The sequence below is a fragment of the Tardiphaga sp. genome, from assembly GCF_025356345.1.
Taxonomy (GTDB): Bacteria; Pseudomonadota; Alphaproteobacteria; order Rhizobiales; family Xanthobacteraceae; genus Tardiphaga.
This window is the reverse complement of record NZ_JANXTC010000276.1, coordinates 12,743-32,208: the sequence shown is the minus strand read 5'-3', so window position 1 is coordinate 32,208 and position 19,466 is coordinate 12,743. Positions and strand designations below refer to the sequence as shown.

Annotated in this window: 19 protein-coding genes; 9 read left to right on the top strand and 10 right to left on the bottom strand. The window is 64.3% G+C overall.

Annotated elements, in window-relative coordinates; all coding sequences use genetic code 11:
• The 3 genes from Q0S16_RS17210 to Q0S16_RS17200 form a co-directional block, all read left to right on the top strand.
• Positions 1-634, top strand: a 634-nt coding sequence (locus Q0S16_RS17210; protein WP_295850449.1) for an aldehyde dehydrogenase family protein, incomplete at its 5' end; no start/stop codon positions are given.
• A gap of 136 nt (positions 635-770) precedes the next feature.
• Complete coding sequence (locus tag Q0S16_RS17205; RefSeq protein WP_295850446.1) at positions 771-1,976, top strand: CoA transferase; 1,206 nt, start codon at positions 771-773, stop codon at positions 1,974-1,976.
• 216 nt (positions 1,977-2,192) lie between these two features.
• Positions 2,193-2,756 (top strand): fasciclin domain-containing protein, encoded by a 564-nt coding sequence (locus Q0S16_RS17200; protein ID WP_295850443.1) that lies wholly within the window; start codon positions 2,193-2,195, stop codon positions 2,754-2,756.
• Between the two features lie 69 nt (positions 2,757-2,825).
• On the opposite strand, the gene Q0S16_RS17195 is transcribed toward Q0S16_RS17200, so the two are convergent.
• From Q0S16_RS17195 to Q0S16_RS17185, 3 genes are all read right to left on the bottom strand, one after another.
• Positions 2,826-2,984 (bottom strand): hypothetical protein, encoded by a 159-nt coding sequence (locus Q0S16_RS17195; protein WP_295850440.1) that lies wholly within the window; start codon positions 2,982-2,984, stop codon positions 2,826-2,828.
• An 18-nt stretch (positions 2,985-3,002) separates the two neighbouring features.
• Positions 3,003-4,484 (bottom strand): hypothetical protein, encoded by a 1,482-nt coding sequence (locus Q0S16_RS17190; protein ID WP_295850437.1) that lies wholly within the window; start codon positions 4,482-4,484, stop codon positions 3,003-3,005.
• Between the two features lie 137 nt (positions 4,485-4,621).
• On the bottom strand, positions 4,622-5,554 hold the full coding sequence (locus Q0S16_RS17185) for a hypothetical protein (RefSeq protein WP_295850434.1): 933 nt from the start codon (positions 5,552-5,554) through the stop codon (positions 4,622-4,624).
• A gap of 166 nt (positions 5,555-5,720) precedes the next feature.
• Between Q0S16_RS17185 and Q0S16_RS17180 the strand changes: the two genes are divergently transcribed.
• Positions 5,721-6,332, top strand: coding sequence for a glutathione S-transferase family protein (locus Q0S16_RS17180; protein ID WP_295850432.1), 612 nt, complete (start codon positions 5,721-5,723; stop codon positions 6,330-6,332).
• A gap of 279 nt (positions 6,333-6,611) precedes the next feature.
• Here the strand turns inward: Q0S16_RS17180 and Q0S16_RS17175 are convergent, their stop codons facing one another.
• From Q0S16_RS17175 to Q0S16_RS17160, 4 genes are all read right to left on the bottom strand, one after another.
• Positions 6,612-7,109 carry a TPM domain-containing protein gene (locus Q0S16_RS17175; RefSeq protein WP_295850429.1) on the bottom strand — a complete coding sequence of 166 codons (498 nt, stop codon included), beginning with the start codon at positions 7,107-7,109 and terminating at the stop codon, positions 6,612-6,614.
• Positions 7,109-7,996: a TPM domain-containing protein gene (locus Q0S16_RS17170; protein ID WP_295850427.1), complete on the bottom strand. Its 888-nt coding sequence runs from the start codon at positions 7,994-7,996 to the stop codon at positions 7,109-7,111. Before Q0S16_RS17170 ends, Q0S16_RS17175 begins: the two co-directional genes overlap by 1 nt.
• Positions 7,997-8,011: 15 nt before the next feature.
• Entirely contained in the window at positions 8,012-8,623 is a 612-nt protein-coding gene (locus Q0S16_RS17165) for a LemA family protein (protein ID WP_295850426.1), read from the bottom strand.
• A 76-nt stretch (positions 8,624-8,699) separates the two neighbouring features.
• Positions 8,700-9,656 carry a nitronate monooxygenase gene (locus Q0S16_RS17160; protein WP_295850424.1) on the bottom strand — a complete coding sequence of 319 codons (957 nt, stop codon included), beginning with the start codon at positions 9,654-9,656 and terminating at the stop codon, positions 8,700-8,702.
• Between the two features lie 114 nt (positions 9,657-9,770).
• On the opposite strand from Q0S16_RS17160, the gene Q0S16_RS17155 reads away from it, so the two are divergent.
• The 5 genes from Q0S16_RS17155 (at position 9,771) to glgA (ending at position 16,571) form a co-directional block, all read left to right on the top strand.
• Positions 9,771-11,333 (top strand): AMP-binding protein, encoded by a 1,563-nt coding sequence (locus Q0S16_RS17155; RefSeq protein WP_295850420.1) that lies wholly within the window; start codon positions 9,771-9,773, stop codon positions 11,331-11,333.
• Between the two features lie 194 nt (positions 11,334-11,527).
• Positions 11,528-12,043: a helix-turn-helix domain-containing protein gene (locus tag Q0S16_RS17150; protein WP_295850415.1), complete on the top strand. Its 516-nt coding sequence runs from the start codon at positions 11,528-11,530 to the stop codon at positions 12,041-12,043.
• A complete protein-coding gene (locus tag Q0S16_RS17145; protein ID WP_295850413.1) occupies positions 12,040-13,452 on the top strand; it encodes an MATE family efflux transporter in 1,413 nt (470 codons plus the stop codon). The genes Q0S16_RS17150 and Q0S16_RS17145 overlap by 4 nt, the downstream gene beginning before the upstream one ends.
• Positions 13,453-13,574: 122 nt before the next feature.
• Positions 13,575-14,966 (top strand): MFS transporter, encoded by a 1,392-nt coding sequence (locus Q0S16_RS17140; protein ID WP_295850411.1) that lies wholly within the window; start codon positions 13,575-13,577, stop codon positions 14,964-14,966.
• A 183-nt stretch (positions 14,967-15,149) separates the two neighbouring features.
• Positions 15,150-16,571: a glycogen synthase GlgA gene (gene glgA, locus Q0S16_RS17135; protein ID WP_295850408.1), complete on the top strand. Its 1,422-nt coding sequence runs from the start codon at positions 15,150-15,152 to the stop codon at positions 16,569-16,571.
• A gap of 23 nt (positions 16,572-16,594) precedes the next feature.
• Here the strand turns inward: glgA and Q0S16_RS17130 are convergent, their stop codons facing one another.
• From Q0S16_RS17130 to Q0S16_RS17120, 3 genes are read right to left on the bottom strand one after another with little or no spacing between them, the layout of a single operon-like run.
• Entirely contained in the window at positions 16,595-17,812 is a 1,218-nt protein-coding gene (locus Q0S16_RS17130) for an amino acid ABC transporter substrate-binding protein (protein ID WP_295850406.1), read from the bottom strand.
• A 49-nt stretch (positions 17,813-17,861) separates the two neighbouring features.
• Positions 17,862-18,680 (bottom strand): aspartate dehydrogenase, encoded by an 819-nt coding sequence (locus tag Q0S16_RS17125; protein WP_295850403.1) that lies wholly within the window; start codon positions 18,678-18,680, stop codon positions 17,862-17,864.
• A 14-nt stretch (positions 18,681-18,694) separates the two neighbouring features.
• Positions 18,695-19,450 carry a hypothetical protein gene (locus Q0S16_RS17120; protein WP_295850400.1) on the bottom strand — a complete coding sequence of 252 codons (756 nt, stop codon included), beginning with the start codon at positions 19,448-19,450 and terminating at the stop codon, positions 18,695-18,697.
• Positions 19,451-19,466: the final 16 nt, after the last annotated feature.

The following is a 19,466-nucleotide window of genomic DNA, read 5'->3' as shown; positions in this document are numbered from 1 at the left end:
GCGCTGCTCGGCGCTGCGACTGCTGTTCGTGCAGGATGATGTCGCCGACCGAATGATCGAGATGATTGTCGGCGCCGCGCGCGAACTCCAACTGGGCGACGTCAGCGATCCCGCCACCGATATCGGCCCGGTAATCGACGCGGAAGCGAAGCAGAAACTCGACGCACAAATTGCGCGAATGACCAGGCTGTCGCGGGTGCATCTCGCCGGCATTGCGCCTACCAAAGGTCACTTCGTCGCGCCGCATATCTTCGAGCTGACCGACGCGGCTGAGCTCACCGAAGAAGTGTTCGGGCCGATCCTGCACATCGTGCGCTTTCCCGCCGCGCGGCTGGATGACGTACTGCGATCGATTGCACGCAGCGGCTTCGGGCTGACGCTCGGCATTCACTCGCGTATCGATGATATGATAGGGCGCGTGATCGAGCGGCTGCCGATCGGCAATGTCTACGTCAACCGCAACATGATCGGCGCGGTGGTCGGCACGCAGCCGTTCGGCGGATTCGGCCTGTCCGGCACCGGCCCGAAAGCCGGCGGCCCGCATTATCTCGCGCGCTTTGCCACCGAGCAGACCATCAGCATCAATACCGCCGCCGCCGGGGGCAATGCGGCGCTGCTCTCGGACAGGGATTAGGCCGGCCTGCCATTCCGGTTCACCCGTTGCATCGCCCCGTCAACATGGGTCAAATGCCGCCGCGGAATCCACCATCGCTGACCACGCGACTAATTCCGATATGCGGCAAAAACAACAAAATTGACGGGAGCGACGTATGGAAGACGCCATCTTCAAAGGCCTCAAGGTTCTGGATTGCGCGAGTTTCATCGCAGCCCCCGCCGCCGCAACCGTGCTGTCCGATTTCGGCGCCGACATCATCAAGATCGAACCACCTGGCGCGGGCGATCCCTACCGCAATCTACGCAACTTGCCCGGCTATCCGCAGAGCGAACACAATTATGCGTGGATGATGGAGAGCCGCAACAAGAAGAGCCTGGCGCTCGATCTCGCCAAGCCGGAGGGACAGGCGGTGCTGTACAAGCTCGTCGCCGAGGCCGACGTCTTCATCACCAATTTTCCGCCGCCGGTGCGCAAGCGGCTGAAGATGGCCTACACGGACCTGGCGCCGCTCAACGATCGGCTGATCTATGCCTGCTTCACCGGCTATGGCGACAAGGGCGCCGAGGCCGACAAGCCCGGCTTCGACAGCACCGCCTGGTGGGCGCGCTCCGGCATGATGGATCTGGTCCGTGCCGATGAAGACACCACGCCGGCACGCTCGGTGGCCGGCATGGGCGACCATCCCTGCGCCATGGCGCTGTTCGGCGCGATCTCGGCCGCGCTCTACAAGCGCGAGCGCACCGGCCGCGGCAGCCAGGTCAAATCCAATCTGATGGCCAACGGCGTCTGGTCCAGCAGCGTGCTCGCGCAGGCAAAACTATGCGGCGCCACCTTCGAGAAGCGCCGCCCCCGCGAGCGCGCGCTGAACGCCTGCACCAATCACTACAGATGCAGCGACGGTCGCTGGATCATGCTGTCGCTATTGAACGAAGACAAGCAATGGCCAGCGCTGGCACGCTGCATTGAACGCGAGGATCTGAGCAATGACCCTCGTTTCGCCACCAGAGCGGATCGCCACGCACGCTCGATCGAACTGATCCAGATTCTGGACGAAGCCTTCGGCAAACGCGATTTCGCCGACTGGCGATCGCGGCTCGATGGCAGCGGACTGGTGTTCGGCTATGTCGGCGTTCTCGATGATATTCCTGGCGATCAGCAGATGATCGACAATGATGTGCTGGTGAAGTTCGAGGACTCCGACATCATGACCATCAACAGCCCGATCTGGATCGACGGCAGTCCGAAGAAGAAGCCGCGGCTGCCGCCCGAGATCGGCCAGCATAGCGACGAGATTTTGCGCGATGCGGGCTTCGACGATGCGGCTATTGCAGCGTTGCGGGCCTCGGGCGCAGTTGCATGAAGGCTGTGTCAGTCCGGGACGGCAGTGGCTTGGCTGCGTGAAGACCCGGACTGGCGGCCTCGTCAGATACCATCAAGAATCGATCTGAAACCCGATTTCTAAAGCGACGTAACTGATCCTGACGAAGCGAAACGCAGTTGCCGTTCGCACCGTCACGGATCACCACGCCGGCGAATTCTCGCTGGGCGTAGCGTCCATTGATTGGGAGACGATAAAATGTCCAAGCGCATTGCATTACTTTCTTTCGCGGCTTTCAGCACGTTGATGATTTCGGCGAGCTTTCTGGAGCCCGCCTCCGCCAAGATGATGAAAGGCGAGAACACCGTGATGGTCGGTGGAGCGCCGATGTATCCGTCGAAGAACATTGTCGAGAACGCGGTTAACTCCAAGGATCACACCACGCTGGTCGCCGCCGTGAAGGCCGCTGGCCTCGTCGATACCTTGTCCAGCGCCGGTCCTTTCACCGTGTTCGCGCCGACCAACGCCGCGTTCGGCAAGCTGCCGAAGGGCACCGTCGCGACCCTCGTAAAACCGGAAAACAAGGCCACGCTGACCAAGATCCTCACCTATCATGTGGTGGCTGGCAAGCTTGAAGCCGCCGATCTGACCGACGGCAAGAAGCTGACCACCGTCGAAGGCGAACAGCTCACCGTGAAGCGCACCGGCGGCAAGGTGTTTATCGTCGATGCCAAGGGCGGCAGCTCGCGGGTGACCATCTCCGACGTCAACCAGTCGAACGGCGTGATCCATGTCGTCAACACCGTGCTGATGCCGGGCTAAACGCTACCTAAAACCAGACCGAGATCACGCCCTCATGCCGGTCACCCCGTGCATGAGGGCGTAATTTGTTTAGCGCGACAGCAGCCAGCCGAACACGCCGAAGCCAATCAGCACCGCAGCCCCGATCGCCCATAGGCTGACGCGGATGTCGCTGCCGGTCTGGCGTTGATTCTCATTCTCCGCGATCACCCGGTCAAGCTGCTTGGGGTCTTTTTCCGCCTCGTTCATCCTATTCATCCCCTGGCATCACTTCACGAAACACATGCCGATCCGCGAGGACCGGCCCGAACCGACAGGCTGGCAGCTTAACCGTTCCGCGCAGCTCCACGACGTAAAACTCGCGTCGGCCTGCGCGACCGGCAAAGCGCACGTCGCTCCCCAGCCATCGAGATATTCGCTACCGGCGAGTACGTCGCTGCCGCGCGCCTGCGGCCGGTCCGAGAAGCCGCGTGAAAAGTCCGCTGGCTTGCCGCCGCGCAGTGCTGCCAGAATGTCCTGGCGCCGTGGCTGGTCGCCGACAAAATGCGGCGATGCCGGGACGATGGTTGCGTTGGACGGCTTTTCCGCCAGCCAGTCCACTCCCGGAAAATGAAATCCGCCGATGCCGCGTATCTGATGACAGCCGCCACAGCTGATATCGTTGAGCCGTCGCGCAAAGCCGGCTGGCGATCGGATGTTCTGCAAGATGACGCCGCGATCCGCCGCGTTCTTTAACGCGGTCACCACCTCATCATCGGCAAACACCGCCCGGCCGTCGGCACCGTCGGATTGCAGCAGCCCGAACGCCGGCTGCAGTCTCGACGGCGCCAGACCGGCGGGCGTCGCGGCGACCGATGACGTAGCCAGGAATTTTTCGGGGATGAGCGCGGTGCCGCGATCGAACGCGATCAACTGTTCCGGCTCCAGCAGCCACGCCCGAAATTCGCCTGCGAGCGTGGCATCGACGAGCAGCCGGTCGCGATCGATCTGATTTTCCAGCGGCGCCTCGACAAAGCGCTTCGCCGACGCGTCATAGCGGAACACCTTCTGCAGATAGTCGGTGCGGAAATCGCGGATCGCCGATTTCGGCGCATGGGCGATCTGCAGGTTGGTCTCGATGCGATCGATGGCGTCGGGCCTGACCGAGGCCAGCGGCCCGTCGGACGCCAGCAACCGGCTCGCCAGTTCAGCGCCGGTTGGACGAAAATCCGCCATCGCCAGCCAGCGCCGCGCGATTTCCGCACAGGTGATGGTGATGTCGGTCGGCGATTTCGCCCGCAACACCATGTTGAGCGTCATCGGCAGCCGCGACGGCGCGATGCCGTCACTGCGCGTCAGCCGGTACAGCAGCCGGATCTCGCCGCAGCTCTCCGGCGCCAGATAGGCGCGGTCCATCCGGTTGACGATGCCGGACAGCACGAAGCGCGTGCGGCCTGAATCAAGCTGGGCCGCGTCGAACAGCTGAAAATCATGCGGCGGACCGACGCCAATGGTTTCGAGCGGTAACTCCGCCATGTGCCGGGCGACGTAGCGCGCGAACTCCGCGTCGAGTGCCAGCCGTACCGGACCCATCGCAGGGAGTCTGAACAGGGCATCGCTGGAAATAGGCACGGAAGATCCGTCGCCAAGCATGGCGCCGAGACCGAATGTGCGAGGCGCCGAAGCCGCGCCGAGATCCAGCTCGCGCAAGGCCATGGGATCGGTGACGGCCAGATCGGGCGGCAGGGTGCCGGCCCGAGCCCACGCCATCAGCGCCAAACAGGATAGTACAGCGACAAGTACAGAGCTGGATCGCACAAGCATTCTCCGGATCAGCGACAATGGCTTGCCACCTCACACCGGGAGATTAGCCGAAACGCGACGCCACCGCATCCGCAGCGAGGCGCTCAGCGGGCGACGATCAGGCCCTTGCTGGTTACCACCGTCCAGCGGCCATCCTGCTTGCGGATCGCGTCGACGCGGCCAAGGCCCGGGACCGGGTCCCCGGCATAGACCTCGAATATCCCCTGACGTCCTTCGATCGTGGCACCGCCATCGGCGACATTAAGCAGCACCCAGCCATCCAGCGTCGGCAGCCGAGCGATTTCCAGCTTCGTCGTCGGGACCGGAGCCGGCGTTATCGAGCCGGTGATTTCCTTCGCGGCGACCGAGGCCACCGGCGCGGCAACCGGTGCCGGCGGGACGCGCAGCTTCTCGACGGTCTCGCTGAGCTTGGCGAGCCGGGCGGCCGGTTCGACCTGCGCTTTCTCGATCCGGTCGAGCCGTTCGGCGGTCTTGGCGGACTGCGCGGCGGCCTGTTTGATATGACGCTCGGCACCGATCTTCAGCGCGGCGATGTCGGCATCGATGCGCATGATCGATTCCTCAAGCGCATGAGTCTGGCTAATCATGGCCTTGCCGTCATCATTGCCGAACCAATGACCGATACCGGCAGTCGCCAGCGATCCTCCGACCGCGCCGGTCGCCGCCGCCAGCGCGACCACCGCCGCGACCATCGACACCCGGCGCTTGCCGGAAGCGGCGCCGTATTCCGGCTCCGGCGGCGGCTCCGAATTGACAAAGTCCTCCCAGCTACGCTCGCGCTGCGGCGACATGATCAGGATCCTGCTCGCGGGATGCGACGGCTGCGCCTTCGCCTGCTCCGATCTGCGTGGTTCCGGCTTGGGCACTTCCTGCGACGCATCGTCCTGCTCCGGCGCCAGATTCGGCGCGTCGATCCTGACCGTCGCGGCCGCCGCGGTCGCTGGTGTAGCAGACGACCCGGCTTCGACGGAGCTCGCGGTAAGATCGCTGTTCAGGTCGGCCTTGGGCTCGGTCACGGCAATGCTCCGGTAAAGATGAACACTTTGGTAACTTTCAATTGCTTGCCAAATCCTTACCGGCCGCCGCCGTTACGAAAATTTCACGCTTTATCCACCCCCAGTTCCGCCTTGACCGTCAACCGGCGATCGCCTCAATGGAAGCCAACCAAGCCCGGGAGGCGACATGCAACTGTACGATTCGATCGGCCCCAATCCGCGCGTGGTCCGGATGTTTCTCGCCGAAAAGGGACTGACGGTTCCGGTCCAGACCGTTGATCTCGCCGCCGGCGAGAATCGCGAACCGGCGCATCTGGCGCGCAATCCGCACGGCCAGATGCCGACGCTGCAGCTCGACGATAGCAGCCACATCTCGGAGACGGTGGCGATCTGCGAATATATCGAGGAGCTTCATCCCTCGCCGCCGCTGATCGGCACCACGGCGGAGCAACGCGCGGAGGCGCGGATGTGGCGACAGCGCATCGATCTCAACATCTGCCAGCATATCGCCAACGCCTATCGCTTCAGCAAGGGCCTGAAGCGGTTTGAAAGCCGGATCGTCTGCGTGCCGGAGGCCGCCGACGGCCTGAAGCGGATCATTGCCGACCGGCTGGGCTGGCTCGACGGCCAGATCGCCGGCAAGGAATTCATTTGCGGCGACCGTTTCACCTTCGCGGACATCAAGCTGTATTGCTGGCTCGATTTCGCGGGCAAGGTCGAGCAGCCGATGGATCCCGCGAATGCCAACATCGCGGCCTGGTTTGCGAGGGTCGGTAAACGAGACTCTGTAAAGGCGTAGGTAGATCGCAGCGGCCGGATGGCCGACCCTGGTAGACGAAATCGGACTCGTGTCCCGGTCGCGGTGCGGCATTCTCAGGCGATGCCCTTGCCTCGCCGCCATGCCGCTCCGCGGAGCCGGGACCCCGATAATCGCCGGCGTTCTTGGCGGTCCCGGCTCCGCGGCGCATGACGCCTCCTGCGGAGGCGCATTGCGCCGCGTCCGGGACAAGTGCTCTGACCGCTACTTTCTTCTCAGGAGCTATTGAGACGAAGCAATGACGCCGGATCCGGCAGTGGCCTACAGCACCACCGGCGCGTCCGGCAGTTCATTAATATCCGCGCAATCGCGCGGAAAATGGGTGGCGAGGTGCTGCGTCACCGCCGCGATGCCCGAGATTACGCCGCGCTCGAAACGGCCCTGGCGAAATTCGCTCTCCATTGCCTTGCAGATCGTGTCCCAGCCATCCAGGCCGACCCTGGCGTCAATGCCGCGATCGACCACAATCTCGACGTCGCGGTCCGCGAGCAGCAGATAGAGCAGCACGCCATTATTATGTTCGGTGTCCCAGATCCGCAGCTGTGAAAACACCTCGATGGCACGCTCGCGCGCCGACTGCCCCTTGAACAACGGCTCGCCATCCAGCGCGCCTTCAACCACGAAGCGGATTTGTCCGGCGTGGCTGGCTTCGGAGGCCTTGATCGCCTGCTCGATCGCGGCCAGCACTTTTGGCGGGAACGCCTTTCGCACGCGGGAGCGGTTGCCGAGCAGATGCCTGCCGATACGCGCGATACCCATCACCAACTCCCCGAGGCGCCGCCGCCGCCAAAACTGCCGCCACCGCCGCTGAACCCGCCACTGCTCGACGAGCTGCCGGACGACCACGAGCCGCCGCCGCCGATATAGCCGCCGCCGCGCCGGCCGCCACTCACGCCGGATGTGAAGGCATCGCTGATCAGCGTGAACACGAAGCCGACAAGACCGAACAGCCCGGCGATCGTCAGCGTGCCGACCAGCAGCCAGGCCACCAGCGCCACCAGACCGCCGGTGGCCAATGATCCGAACAGCCGACCGAACAAGGTTCGAAAGATGCCACCAAGAATGATCACGCCGAACAGCAGGAACGGCGCGAATTGTTCGATCTGGTCGAGGAAATTTGCGCCCTGCGGCGGCGACGACGCTACAGCCGGTAGCAGTTCGCCGTCGATGACTTTCAGTATCCGGTCGATGCCATCGGAAATGCCGCCAGCGAAATCACCGGCGCGGAATTTCGGCGTAATGACCTCGTCGATGATGCGCCTGGAGGTGACGTCGGTCAGCGCGCCTTCGAGGCCGTAGCCGACCTCGATGCGCAGCTTGCGGTCGTTCTTGGCGACAACCAGGATCGCGCCGTCATCGATTTTCTTGCGGCCGATTTTCCAGGCTTCCGCGACGCGAATGGAGAACTGCTCGATCGATTCCGGCGCCGTCGTCGGCACGATCAGCACCGCGACCTGGCTGCCCTTGCGCGCCTCGAATTCCCGCAAGGTCCCCTCGAGGGCGCCCTGCTGTGCCTGGCTGAGCGTCATGGTCTGATCGACCACGCGACCGCTCAGCGCCGGCACCGCGACATCTGCCCGCGCGGCGAAGCCCCAGCACAGCAGCAGCGCCAGCAGAACGGCTCGGGCAATCCGGGGCGCGGTCATCCGGCGGACGCCGGGCTATTTGGCCGCTGGCGCGGGGGGCGGATTGAAGTCGACCTTCGGCGCCGTCGAAATCTCGCTCTCATTGGCGACCGAGAAATTCGGTTTCTCCTTGTAGCCGAAAATCATCGCCGTGAGGTTGTTCGGGAAGGTGCGTACGCCGACATTATAATCCTGCACCGTCTTGATGTAGCGGTTGCGCGCCACGGCGATGCGGTTCTCGGTACCTTCGAGCTGCGCCATCAGATTGCTGAACAGCGCGTCGGATTTGAGCTGCGGGTAATTTTCGGTCACCACCAGCAGCCGCGACAGCGCACCGCTCAGCTCGCCTTGCGCTGCCTGGAACTTCTGGAACGCGGCGGGATCGTTCAGCACTTCCGGCGTCGCCTGCACGCTGCCAACCTTGGCGCGGGCATTGGTGACGCCGAGCAGCACGTCCTTCTCCTGCTGCGCAAAGCCCTTCACCGAATTCACCAGGTTCGGCACCAGATCGGCGCGGCGCTGATACTGGTTGACCACTTCCGACCAGGAGGACTTGACCTGCTCGTCGCTGGTCTGGATGGCGTTGTAGCCACAATTGGTCAGGCTGAGGGTCGCCAGCGCCGCCAGCACCGTGAAAAATCTGCGCATCGAGATCTCCTGAAAAACCAAAATATTGCCGCTGAAGGCGCGGCGCACCCTAGCAGATACCAGCGGTGGGGAACAATCAGCAGCGGAATTCAATCGCCGTCCGCTCGATCAGTTCCGCAACCGACAGTACCGCATCGACGCCCGAGGTCGAATGGCCGGCGCTCCATATGTCCTTCCAGCGCGCCGGACGGTTCGCGCGGGCGCCGACATCGATGTCTTTCGCGATGTCGATCGCGCCACGTTCGGGCAACGCCTCGGGATCGAGGCCGGCGGCGACGATCGAGGGACGCAACATGTTGGTCTGCAGGCCGGTGAACGCACGCGTCAGCAAAATGTCATCGGCGGAGCTTTCGATCAGCATCGCCTTGTAGCGGGGATCGGCCATGCTCTCCTGCGTGGCGATGAATTTGGTGCCCATGTAAGCAAGGTCGCAGCCCAGCGCCTGCGCCGCGCGCAGCGCGTGGCCATCGCTGATGCCGCCGGCCAGCACGATCGGGCCGTCGAAAAACTGCCGGACGGCGCGCACGAAGGCGAAGGGGTTGAGCCAGCCGGTCTGGCCACCGGCGCCGGCGGTGAGCAGCACCAGCCCGTCGGCGCCGGCGGCGATCGCGCGCTCGGCATGACGGAGGCTGGCAACATCGGCGAACACCAGCGCGCCGGCGTCATGCAAGGGTGCCAGCACCGGCGCCGGCGAGCCTACCGAAGTTATGACCAGTTCGGGGGCGTGGCGGAGCAGTACCGCGAGGTCTTCGGCCAGCCGGACGTTGGAGCGATGCACGATCAGATTGGCGCAGACCGGCGCCACCGCCTTGCCGCCGGCGTCGGCCTGGCGCCGCAGCCTGGTATCGATCTCGGTGAGCCAGCCATCGAGCTGCTCGGCACTGCGGCAGTTGGCAGTCGGAAACGACCCGATCACGCCATGGCTGCAGGCAGCGACGACGAGTTCGACGCCGGAGACCAGAAACATTGGCGCGGCGATCAGCGGCAGATGCAGGCGGCCGCGCAGCCGCGCCAGCGGATCCAGGTTCTTCAAGGACGTTTCCTCTGGGGCTGCGCGGGTTTGTGTTTCCCCGCATCGGTTTCGTTGTTAGCGTGCTCACCAAGATTGGCACGAACGAAGGCCAATCACAAAATATGGGAGAGAACGATGGGCGACTGGCTCAATACGTTTCCGACGGTCGGCGCGCAGACGCTGCGGGCGCTGGCGCGCTATCCGGACCGCATCGCCTTCCACTGGCCCGGCGGATCGCTGAGCTACCGCGGCGCCGCCGACATGATCGGCCGCTTCCAGTCGATCTTCATGAATCTCGGCGCGCAGCCCGGTACTCGCGTGGCGCTGCTGACCGCCAACCGCGCCGAGACCTGGTGCGCCGGCGTCGCCGCGCAATTGTCGCGGTTCGGCATTTCATGGCTGCATCCGCTGGGGTCGCTCGACGACCAGATCGACCAGATCGAGGATTCCGGCGCCGAGATCCTGGTGATCGACGCCGACAGCTTCTCGCAGCGCGGTGGCGAGTTGGCGACCCGCGCGCAGGGCCTGCGACATATCTTTACGCTTGGTCGCGCGGACTACGGCGTCGATCTGCTGGCTGCCGCCGAGGCCGGCGGCACTTCCACCGCGCGGGAATTCGCCAATGCCGATGATATCGCGGTGCTGAACTACACCCGCGGCACAACCGGAAAATCCAAGGGCGCACTGCGCTATCATCGCCAGGTCGCGGGCTTTGCCAGTGCGATCCTGGCCGATTTCGAGATTCCGGATTCGCCGCGCTACCTCACGGTGGCGCCGATCAGCCATGTCGCCGGCACCAAGGTGCTGCCGACGCTGATCCGCGGCGGTACCGTCCACATGCTGAAGGGGTTCGATCCGGAAGCCGTGCTGCGCACCATCGAACGCGAAAGGATCAACTTCACGCTGTTCGTGCCGACCATGGTCTATGTGCTGCTCGACCATCCGGCGATGGCGACGACCGATCTGTCGTCACTCGAGCTCGTTCTGTATGGCGCGTCACCGATGTCGCCGAGCCGGCTGGTCGAGGGCATCGAGCGGATCGGGCCGGTATTCTCGCAGCTCTATGGCCAGACCGAATGCTACCCCGTCTCGGTGTTGCGCAAGGCCGATCACGATCCGAAGCAGCCCGAGCTGTTCCTGTCCTGCGGTTTTCCGATCGCCGCCTGCGACGTCCGCATCCTCGGCGAGGACGACAGCGAAGTCGCTACGGGCGAGTCCGGCGAGATCTGCGTGCGCGCGCCGCATGTGATGGCGGAATACTGGAAACGGCCGGAGCAGACCGCGGAGACGCTGAAGAACGGCTGGCTGCACACCGGCGACATCGCGCGGGCCGACGAGCGCGGCTACCTGTTCATCCTCGACCGCAAGAAGGACATGATCGTCTCTGGCGGCTTCAACATATTTCCCCGCGAAGTGGAGGATGTTCTGACCAGCCATGCCGACGTTGCGATGTGCGCGGTGGTCGGCGTACCCGACGACAAATGGGGCGAAGCCGTCACTGCCATCATCGTGCTCCGCGACGGCGCCCGGCCAAGCGTTGAGGAATTGATCGGGCTGGTAAAGTCGCGAAAAGGCTCGGCGCACGCGCCCAAGCATGTCCAGTTTGTCAGTGAATTGCCAATGACCGGGGTCGGCAAGATCGACAAGAAGGCGCTGCGCGCCAGCTTCTGGGCCGGGCGGGAACGGATGGTGGGATGATTCCCTTGTAGCCCGGATAGACCGGTGGTCCGCGCGTCAGCGCGGGCTGTCGGCGCCATCCGGGGCCGGCGTTTCAGTCATAGGTCGCCCCCCGGATGGCGCGCTGGCTTGCCCTCTTCGAGCGCAAGCCAGCGCTTATCCGGGCTAAGACCATGTAACTTGCATGATGATAGTAACTCGCCTATGTTTATCCGATGCGGCGCAAAAGCTTCGGCGATATGGAATGCCCGGTCGCCCGCAGCCTCGAGCGCGTCGGCGAGTGGTGGAGCATCCTGATCATGCGCGATGCCATCTACGGCATGACGCGGTTTGATGAATTCCAGAACAACTTGAACATCGCACCAAACATCCTGACCCGCCGCCTCACCGCGCTGGTCGAGGCCGGCCTGCTCGAGCGCCGGCGCTATTGCGAGAGGCCACCGCGCAACGAGTATGTGCTGACGCCGCGCGGCCGCGATTTCCGGCCGGTATTGCTGGCGCTGCAGGCGTTCGGCAACAAGCACTTTGCGCCCGAGGGCATCAGCGTGATGCTGGTCGATAAGAGTACGGGTCTGTCGGCCGACCCGATCCTGGTCGATCGCGTCACCGGGCAGCCGATCACCGATGCCACCCACACCAACGCCCCCGGCCCCGCCGCCGGGCCGCGGGTGCAACGACGTCTGAGCAACCCCCGCAAAACTCCCGCGGCCTCGCAGGACGGCTCCCGATGAAGCTCGACCCGCCCCAGGCGATCGTCGCCGCCACCGCCATCCACGAAATGAACCCGCGCACGCGGATGCTGCTGCAGGCGCCGATCGTATCGACACTGCTGAAAATGGCCTGGCCAAACCTGCTGGTGATGCTGGCGCAAGCCTCCACCGGGCTGATCGAAACCTGGTGGGTGTCGCATCTCGGTACCGATGCGCTGACCGGCATGGCGGTGGTGTTCCCCGGCTTCATGATGATGCAGATGCTGTCGGCCGGTGCGATGGGCGGCGGCATTTCCTCGGCGATCGCGCGTGCGCTCGGTGCTCGCCGCCACGACGACGCGCAAGCTTTGGTGATGCACGCCGCCGGGCTCAACATTGCCATTGGCCTGTTCGGTTCAGCGATCTTTTTGATCTGGGGCCGGCCGCTGTATCATGCGATGGGCGTAGATGGCGGCGCGCTCGAAGCCGCGATGCAATATTCCAACGTGGTTTTTGGCGGCGCCGTGCTGGTCTGGCTGATGAATGCGCTGGCCAGTATCATTCGCGGCACCGGCAATATGCTGGTGCCGTCGCTGGCGGTTTGTGTCGGCGTGGTGCTGCTCATTCCTCTGTCACCGCTGCTGATCTTCGGCTGGGGACCGATCCCGGCGCTGGGCATTGCCGGCGGCGGCTGGGCTGTCGTCATCACGACTGCGATCGTCACCGCCGTGCTGGCCAGCTACATCCTGTCCGGACGCTGCATCGTTCGTTTCGAGCTGGCGCGGCCACGCTGGGATCTGTCCATGGACATTCTCCGGGTGGGCGCTATCGCGGCGGTGGTTTCGCTACAGACCAGCCTGACCGTGCTGCTGACCACCGCTTTGGTTGGCGCTTATGGCGGCGGCGACGCGGTGGCCGGTTTCGGTACCGGCGTGCGGCTGGAATATCTGATGGTGCCCTTGGCGTTCGGCTTCGGCGGGCCGCTGGTCGCGCTGGTCGGCACCAACATCGGGGCCGGACAAGAGGCACGCGCGCTGCGCGTCGCCTTGATCGGCGGGGCGATGGTGTTCGCGCTCACCGAGAGCGTGGGCCTCGCGGCGGCGATCTGGCCTGCGGTCTGGCTCGGGCTGTTCGGGACCGACCCGCAGATGATCGAGACCGGCAGCACCTATCTACGCATCGTCGGCCCGACCTACGGCTTCTTCGGCCTTGGATTGTCGCTGTATTTTGCCTCGCAGGGCGCCGGCAGGATGATCTGGCCACTCGCCGCCGGCTTGCTACGACTGGTGATTTCGATCGGCGGCGGCTGGCTGGCGCTGCGGCTGACGGGATCGCTGACCTGGCTGTTCGCCGCGCTCGCTTTCGCACTCGTGATCTACGGAACCCTGATTGCAACCGCCGTGGCGTCCGGCGCATGGTTTACACCGGCACGGACCGCAAAGCCTCGCTGAGCCGCGGATTTCCGCTCCAGCAGGCGCATACGCCTCATGCAGATCGGTGGCTGTAGCGGGTCACCGATCCGGACTACATAGCCGCTCCGGCTGCATTTCGGCGCCGCTACAGGATCGCGACGATGGCAGATGGAATGACGGCGGGGATTGCCCTGCCGATGGATGGCCTGCCTCCCGAACAACGGCGCTGGGCCACTTTCGCGATCTTCACCGCGATGGCGATGGCCTCGCTGGATACCGCGATCGCCAATATCGCGCTGCCGGCCATCGCCGCCGACCTGCACACCACCCCGGCCGATGTGATCTGGGTCGTCAACGTCTACCAGATTGCCCTGGTAGCCACCCTGCTGCCGTTCGCCGCGCTGGGCGAAATCGTTGGCCACCAGCGCATCTATCTCGGCGGGCTGGTGCTGTTCACGCTGGCTTCGGTGGCTTGCGCGCTGGCGTGGTCGCTGGACAGCCTGCTTGTCGCCCGCGCGCTACAGGGCCTTGGCGCCTCAGGCATCATGAGCGTCAATACGGCGCTGGTCGGACACGTCTATCCCAAGCGCATGCTGGGCCGCGGCTTCGGTCACAACGCGCTGGTCGTAGCGATCTCCTTTACGCTAGGACCCACCATCGCCTCCGGAATCCTGTCAGTGGCAACCTGGCCATGGCTGTTTGCCGTCAACCTGCCGTTCGGCCTGATTGCAATCGTGGTCGGCATGAAGACCCTGCCGCAGACCGCGCGGGCCAGCCATGCCTTCGACTTTCCGGGCGCGCTGCTGGCGGCCGCTTGCATGAGCCTGTTGATCCTGGGCATCAGCAGCGCGGCGCATCACGCCGCCGCGCCGCTCGTCATCGCCGAACTTATCGGCGGCCTGCTGATCGGCTGGCTGCTGCTGCGCCGGCAGACCGGCCACCCCGCCCCGGTATTACCGATTGACCTGTTCAGGCGCCCGATGTTTGCGCTGTCGGCAGCGACCGCGATTTTTACCTTCGCCGTTCAGGGTCTCGCCTTCGTGTCGCTGCCATTCTACTTCGAGGACATCCTGCATCGCTCCCAGGTCGAGACCGGCTTCCTGCTCACGCCGTGGCCGCTGGTGGTGGCGATCATGGCGCCGATTGCCGGCCGCTTGTCGGATCGCTATCCCGCCGGCATCCTCGGCGGTCTCGGGCTGGCGCTGCTCTGCCTCGGTATGATGTTGCTCGCTTTGCTGCCATCGGAGCCCAGCGTCGCCAACATCGTCTGGCGTATGGTGATCTGTGGCGCAGGCTTCGGATTTTTCCAGGCGCCGAACATGAAGGCCTTCATGGCCAGTGCGCCGGCGGGACGCAGCGGCGGCGCCAGCGGCATGGTCGCCACCGCCCGACTGATAGGCCAGACCACCGGCGCGGCACTGGCCGCCTTCTGCTTTGGCCTGGTCGGCCACGAGGGCGCGACACTGGCACTGGCGCTCGGCGCTGGCTTTGCGGCCATAGGTTGCCTGCTGAGCTTCTCGCGTCTCGCCATCCGCGCGGCACCCGTGGCGTGAGGTTCAAAAGAATTTCGCAACCCACGTTTCTATTTTGCAATGCCGTAGTAACTCGTGTGTTATAGTGCACTGCGGAGAGACCGTTTCGCAGCGCAAGTATCAAACCGGGTTCCAGTTCCGTTGATACCAGTGATGACGGAATGGTTCTGATGGGTACGGCAACCGCTGGTATGAGGGAAATTCTTGAGGGTTCTGTTCGTCACTCCGGAGATTGACGACTTCGTTCGGGTGGGAGGCCTCGCGGCTGTCTCCGCCGCCCTGCCCCGGGCGTTGCGGATCTGGACCGATGTCAGAGTGATTTTACCCGGTTATCGCAGTGTGGTTTCCCAGTTTGAAACCATCGAGGTGGTAGGCGAATGCCCGGCACTCGCGGAAATGCCAGCCTGCAAGCTCGGGCTGGCGGCGACCAAGGACGGCATGCCCGTCTACATCCTGCTCTGCCCAGAACTTTATGACCGCCCCGGCAATCCCTATGGCGACGCCGGTGGACGCGACTGGCCGGACAATGATATCCGCTTCGCCCGGTTCGCTTCCGCCGCCGCCCTGCTGGCCGCCGGCCGGCTCGACCCGAACTGGTCGGCCGATCTGGTGCATGCCAATGACTGGCAGTCGGCAATGGTCCCGGCCTATCTGGCCTGGAGTGGGATCCGGATTCCAACCATCCTCACCATTCACAACCTGGCCTATCAGGGCCTGTTTCCCAAAGAGTCGCTGCGCCGCATCGGCGCGCCGGTGGAATCGTTCCACATCGACGGACTTGAATTCTACGACAAGCTGTCCTTCCTCAAGGGCGGGCTGATCTACTCCTCGCACCTCACCACGGTGAGCGAGACCTACGCCCGGGAGATCACCACGCCCGAACTGGGCTGCGGCCTCGAGGGGCTGCTGCGCACCCGCTCCAACAAGGCGCAACTCACCGGCATCCTCAACGGCATCGACGAGAGCTGGGACCCGCGCGTCTGCGCCGAACTGATGCGACCGTTCGGCGCCGGCGACTGGGAAGCCAAACGCGCCAATGCCGACGGAGTCCGCCAGCAATTCGGGCTCGCGCTATCACGCGGGCCTATTTTCGGTCTGGTCGCCCGGCTGGTGCATCAGAAGGGCGTCGACCTGGTGCTGTCGGCCGCCGACGCCATCGTGTCGGCCGGTGGCCAGATCGTCGTCACCGGCACCGGCGAGCCCGCGATCGAGCAGGCGCTGATGGAGGCGCATCGACGCCGTCCCGATGCGATCGGCGTCGCCATCGGCTTCAACGACCGCGAAGCCCGCCGCATCTTCGCCGGCAGCGATTTCACTTTGATGCCATCGCGCTTCGAGCCTTGCGGGCTCAGCCAGATGTACGCGCAACGCTTCGGCTCACTGCCGATCGGGCACCAGACCGGCGGCCTTGCCGAAACCATCGTCGATGGCGAAACCGGCTTCCTGTTCACCAAGCCTTCCACCGAGTCCTTCCTCGGTGGCATCATGCGGGCGTTCGCGACCTTTGGCTCGAAGGATCGCCTGAACTCGATGCGCCGCAGCGCGATGTCGAAATCCTTCAGCTGGAACATTTCGGCGGCCAGCTACAGCGCGCTCTATCGAAAGACGGTCAGCGCCGGCGTCTAGGCGGCGCCCTCCACTTTCTCCTGCTACTTCACGCCGAGCTGCAACTCGCCCTGACGGGTTTCCGACGGCGACAGCACCAGTGTCTTGCCGTTGCGCAGTTGGAATACCGGCGGCGAATAGGAATCCGCCTGACCGCTGGCGTTGAATTTGATCGGCCCGAAGAAAGTACGCACGTTGAGCCCGGCCAGAGCATCGCGGACCTTCTCCTTGTCGAGCGAGCCAGCGCTTTCGATCGCCATCTGCATCGTCACCGCGGCCACGCTGTAGGACGCGCTGCCATAATCCGGATTGCGGCCGTATTTGTCCTTGAAGGCTTTCAGATAGCCCTCGCTCGACCCGAACACGTCATCGGCCGGATAGCGCGAGGCAGCGTCCCACCAGGCGGCACCGGTGATGTTCTCCGAGCCGGCAATGCCGACCGCCTCGACGAATTCGGGAAATGACGGCCCGGTCAGCATCGTCACCACCGGTGCCTCGATGCGCTGATCGATCATCTGCTTGCGGATCAGGATATTGTCGTTGCTGTAGCCGGCAATGAAGATCCAGTCCGGCGCCAGGTTCTTCATCACCGACAGCGCAGAGGCGTGGTCCAGCGCGTTGATCGAGAATTTTTCGTTGGAGACGACCTCCATGCCATTGGCCCTGGCGACCTGCTCCATCTCCTGCGCGAGCGCCAACGGAAACAGATCGTTGCGGGCGTAGATCGCGACCTTTTTCACCGCCGTCGCTTTCGCCCGCACCACCTTGAACAGCGGCTCCAGCAGCGTGGCATTGGGCGTGTAGGTGCCGAACAGGTAGCGGGGCTTCTGGTCGAACACCTGCTGCGACGAAGCGGTCGCGGCGACCGTCGGGATCCTGTATTTTTCCGACACGATGCTGGCGGCCTTGGCGGCACCCGAGCCGTGCGGTGAGAACAGGAAGTCGACCTTGTCCTGGGTGATCAGGCCCTCGGCCGCCTGCACCGCGCGCGGCGTGTTCGATTGATAGTCGACATAGACCATCTCGACCTTCAGCCGGCGATCTCCGACCCTGAGGCCTCCGGCCTTGTTGACCTGCTCCACCCAGACGTCATAGCCCTGCTGGGCTTTCAGGGCCTCAGGCGCGAGGCCGCCGGTGAGCGGCAGCGGCGCGCCGAAGCGGATGACATCCGATGCCTCCGCCACCGGCATCACAGCGGCAAAAGCCATTCCGACCGCCAGCGCGATGACGGTGGCGGAACGCGTCAGAAAACGGGCTGGCATGATGCATCCTCGCGCAGTGATCCGCGACCACCCTGCAAAATCCGCGCCGCTATGTACCGACGCGAAGCGCTGATCCCTGCTTGCGCAGATAGGCGATCACCGACAGGGCGGTGATGCGGCCGGTCTTCGGATTTTCCGACGGGATGTTCTCGATCGACATCGTGAAGCTGGCGGAGTCGGAATCGACTTCGACGCGATGCACGTTGCGCGTCAACGCGGGATCGGCCCAGATTTCCAGCCGGGTGCGGTCCGGGCCGATGCCGGCCAGTGACAGCGCGACCGCGACGTTGAGATTGGCAGGAAATCCCTTGGCAGCCTCGCGCGCGGTGCCGTCAAAGATCTTCAGCGGCTCGGTGATGCTCTCGATATCGATGTTGTTTTCGACGATGTAGGGCGCACCCGCGAGGCCCTTCACCGGCTTTCGCGTCACCATCCGCACCGAATGGATGGTGCCCTCGGCTGCCGCCGTCACGGCGTCGAGGCCGATCAGCGCGCCGGTCGGCACCACGATCTGGCCGCCATTCTGCTTTGCCGTCGCGACGAGATCATCATTCTCCAGCAACGCACCAACGCTGAGAATGATCGCGGTCTTGCCGCGGCTGACGAACGGCGCCACGATCGACCGCAGCAAGGCCGCCGGCGCGCACTCGATCACGATATCCGCGACATCCGCCAGTGCATCGATCGGCAGGATCGCCGGCGACTTTGACAAGGCGGCTAGAAACTCCCGGTGCTTTGCGGGATCGCTGACCGACACGGCGACCAGCGCCAGCCCATCCAAGCCGCCATCCAGTGCCGTGGCAACGGCACGGCCGATCGCGCCCAACCCGACCACTGCCACGCGCTTTACCGATTGAGGTGAGGTCATCACAATTTCCCGGTTCAGACTTCGACGACACGCTCAAGGTGAACGCGGCGGCAATCCATTTCATACTCCAGATCGACCACCGGCGGGCGGTTGAAGTGCCAGGTGACGCCGTTGCGCAACACGCCACGACGGCCGAGTTCGCTTTCCAGCAGGGCATAGACGTCGCGCACGGTGTAGAGCTGTACGGCAGTGGTCTGGCTCCAGCTGCCGGAGAACGCACTCATGCGGCGCTCCATTTCGTCGAGCACCCATTTGGCCTTTGCCAGCATGGCGGGCGGGCTGACATCGCCGAGGCACACCGTGTTGTCGCGGTAGTCGCCCTTGCCTTCCGCGGATTCGCCGCTGCCGGCCACCACGAATGATTCCGGCGCGTCGTCCGCGGCGACCGCGAAGGTGAAGGCATGGAAGCCCGGCTCCGACGGCGGATCGAGCTTCGGACAGACGTTGCTGCGGGCGATCGGGTTGACGCCATCCTTCATCACGCCCCAGTCGATCAGGGTCTTGATGTAGATCTCGTTGAAGTCCTTGAAACCCTGCTCGGTAAATGGCGCCGGTGAGCGCAACTCGCAGGCGGCGAATGAGGTCAGCGGCCGGCCGGCCTTGCCGACGATGTCGGCGATCATCGCAAAGCCCTGCTTCAACGGCACTACGCGGGAGAAGCGTACCCGCTGCAGCGTGAAACCGGGCAGCGCGCCGACGCCGCAAGAATACTGCGTGACGCCAGGCATATAACGATAGCCACTATTGGCTGCTTCGACGGTGTCGATCATGGTTGCCTCGTTGGAT

What these genes read in the sequence shown, in the direction of transcription:
- Q0S16_RS17205 (WP_295850446.1), top strand. Translation starts at nt 771, where the DNA reads ATGGAAGACGCCATCTTCAAAGGCCTCAAGGTTCTGGATTGCGCGAGT.
- Q0S16_RS17200 (WP_295850443.1), top strand. Translation starts at nt 2,193, where the DNA reads ATGTCCAAGCGCATTGCATTACTTTCTTTCGCGGCTTTCAGCACGTTG.
- Q0S16_RS17195 (WP_295850440.1), bottom strand. Translation starts at nt 2,984, where the DNA reads ATGAACGAGGCGGAAAAAGACCCCAAGCAGCTTGACCGGGTGATCGCG.
- Q0S16_RS17190 (WP_295850437.1), bottom strand. Translation starts at nt 4,484, where the DNA reads ATGGCGTGGGCTCGGGCCGGCACCCTGCCGCCCGATCTGGCCGTCACC.
- Q0S16_RS17180 (WP_295850432.1), top strand. Translation starts at nt 5,721, where the DNA reads ATGCAACTGTACGATTCGATCGGCCCCAATCCGCGCGTGGTCCGGATG.
- Q0S16_RS17175 (WP_295850429.1), bottom strand. Translation starts at nt 7,109, where the DNA reads ATGGGTATCGCGCGTATCGGCAGGCATCTGCTCGGCAACCGCTCCCGC.
- Q0S16_RS17170 (WP_295850427.1), bottom strand. Translation starts at nt 7,996, where the DNA reads ATGACCGCGCCCCGGATTGCCCGAGCCGTTCTGCTGGCGCTGCTGCTG.
- Q0S16_RS17165 (WP_295850426.1), bottom strand. Translation starts at nt 8,623, where the DNA reads ATGCGCAGATTTTTCACGGTGCTGGCGGCGCTGGCGACCCTCAGCCTG.
- Q0S16_RS17155 (WP_295850420.1), top strand. Translation starts at nt 9,771, where the DNA reads ATGGGCGACTGGCTCAATACGTTTCCGACGGTCGGCGCGCAGACGCTG.
- Q0S16_RS17150 (WP_295850415.1), top strand. Translation starts at nt 11,528, where the DNA reads ATGCGGCGCAAAAGCTTCGGCGATATGGAATGCCCGGTCGCCCGCAGC.
- Q0S16_RS17145 (WP_295850413.1), top strand. Translation starts at nt 12,040, where the DNA reads ATGAAGCTCGACCCGCCCCAGGCGATCGTCGCCGCCACCGCCATCCAC.
- Q0S16_RS17140 (WP_295850411.1), top strand. Translation starts at nt 13,575, where the DNA reads ATGGCAGATGGAATGACGGCGGGGATTGCCCTGCCGATGGATGGCCTG.
- Q0S16_RS17130 (WP_295850406.1), bottom strand. Translation starts at nt 17,812, where the DNA reads ATGCCAGCCCGTTTTCTGACGCGTTCCGCCACCGTCATCGCGCTGGCG.
- Q0S16_RS17125 (WP_295850403.1), bottom strand. Translation starts at nt 18,680, where the DNA reads ATGACCTCACCTCAATCGGTAAAGCGCGTGGCAGTGGTCGGGTTGGGC.
- Q0S16_RS17120 (WP_295850400.1), bottom strand. Translation starts at nt 19,450, where the DNA reads ATGATCGACACCGTCGAAGCAGCCAATAGTGGCTATCGTTATATGCCT.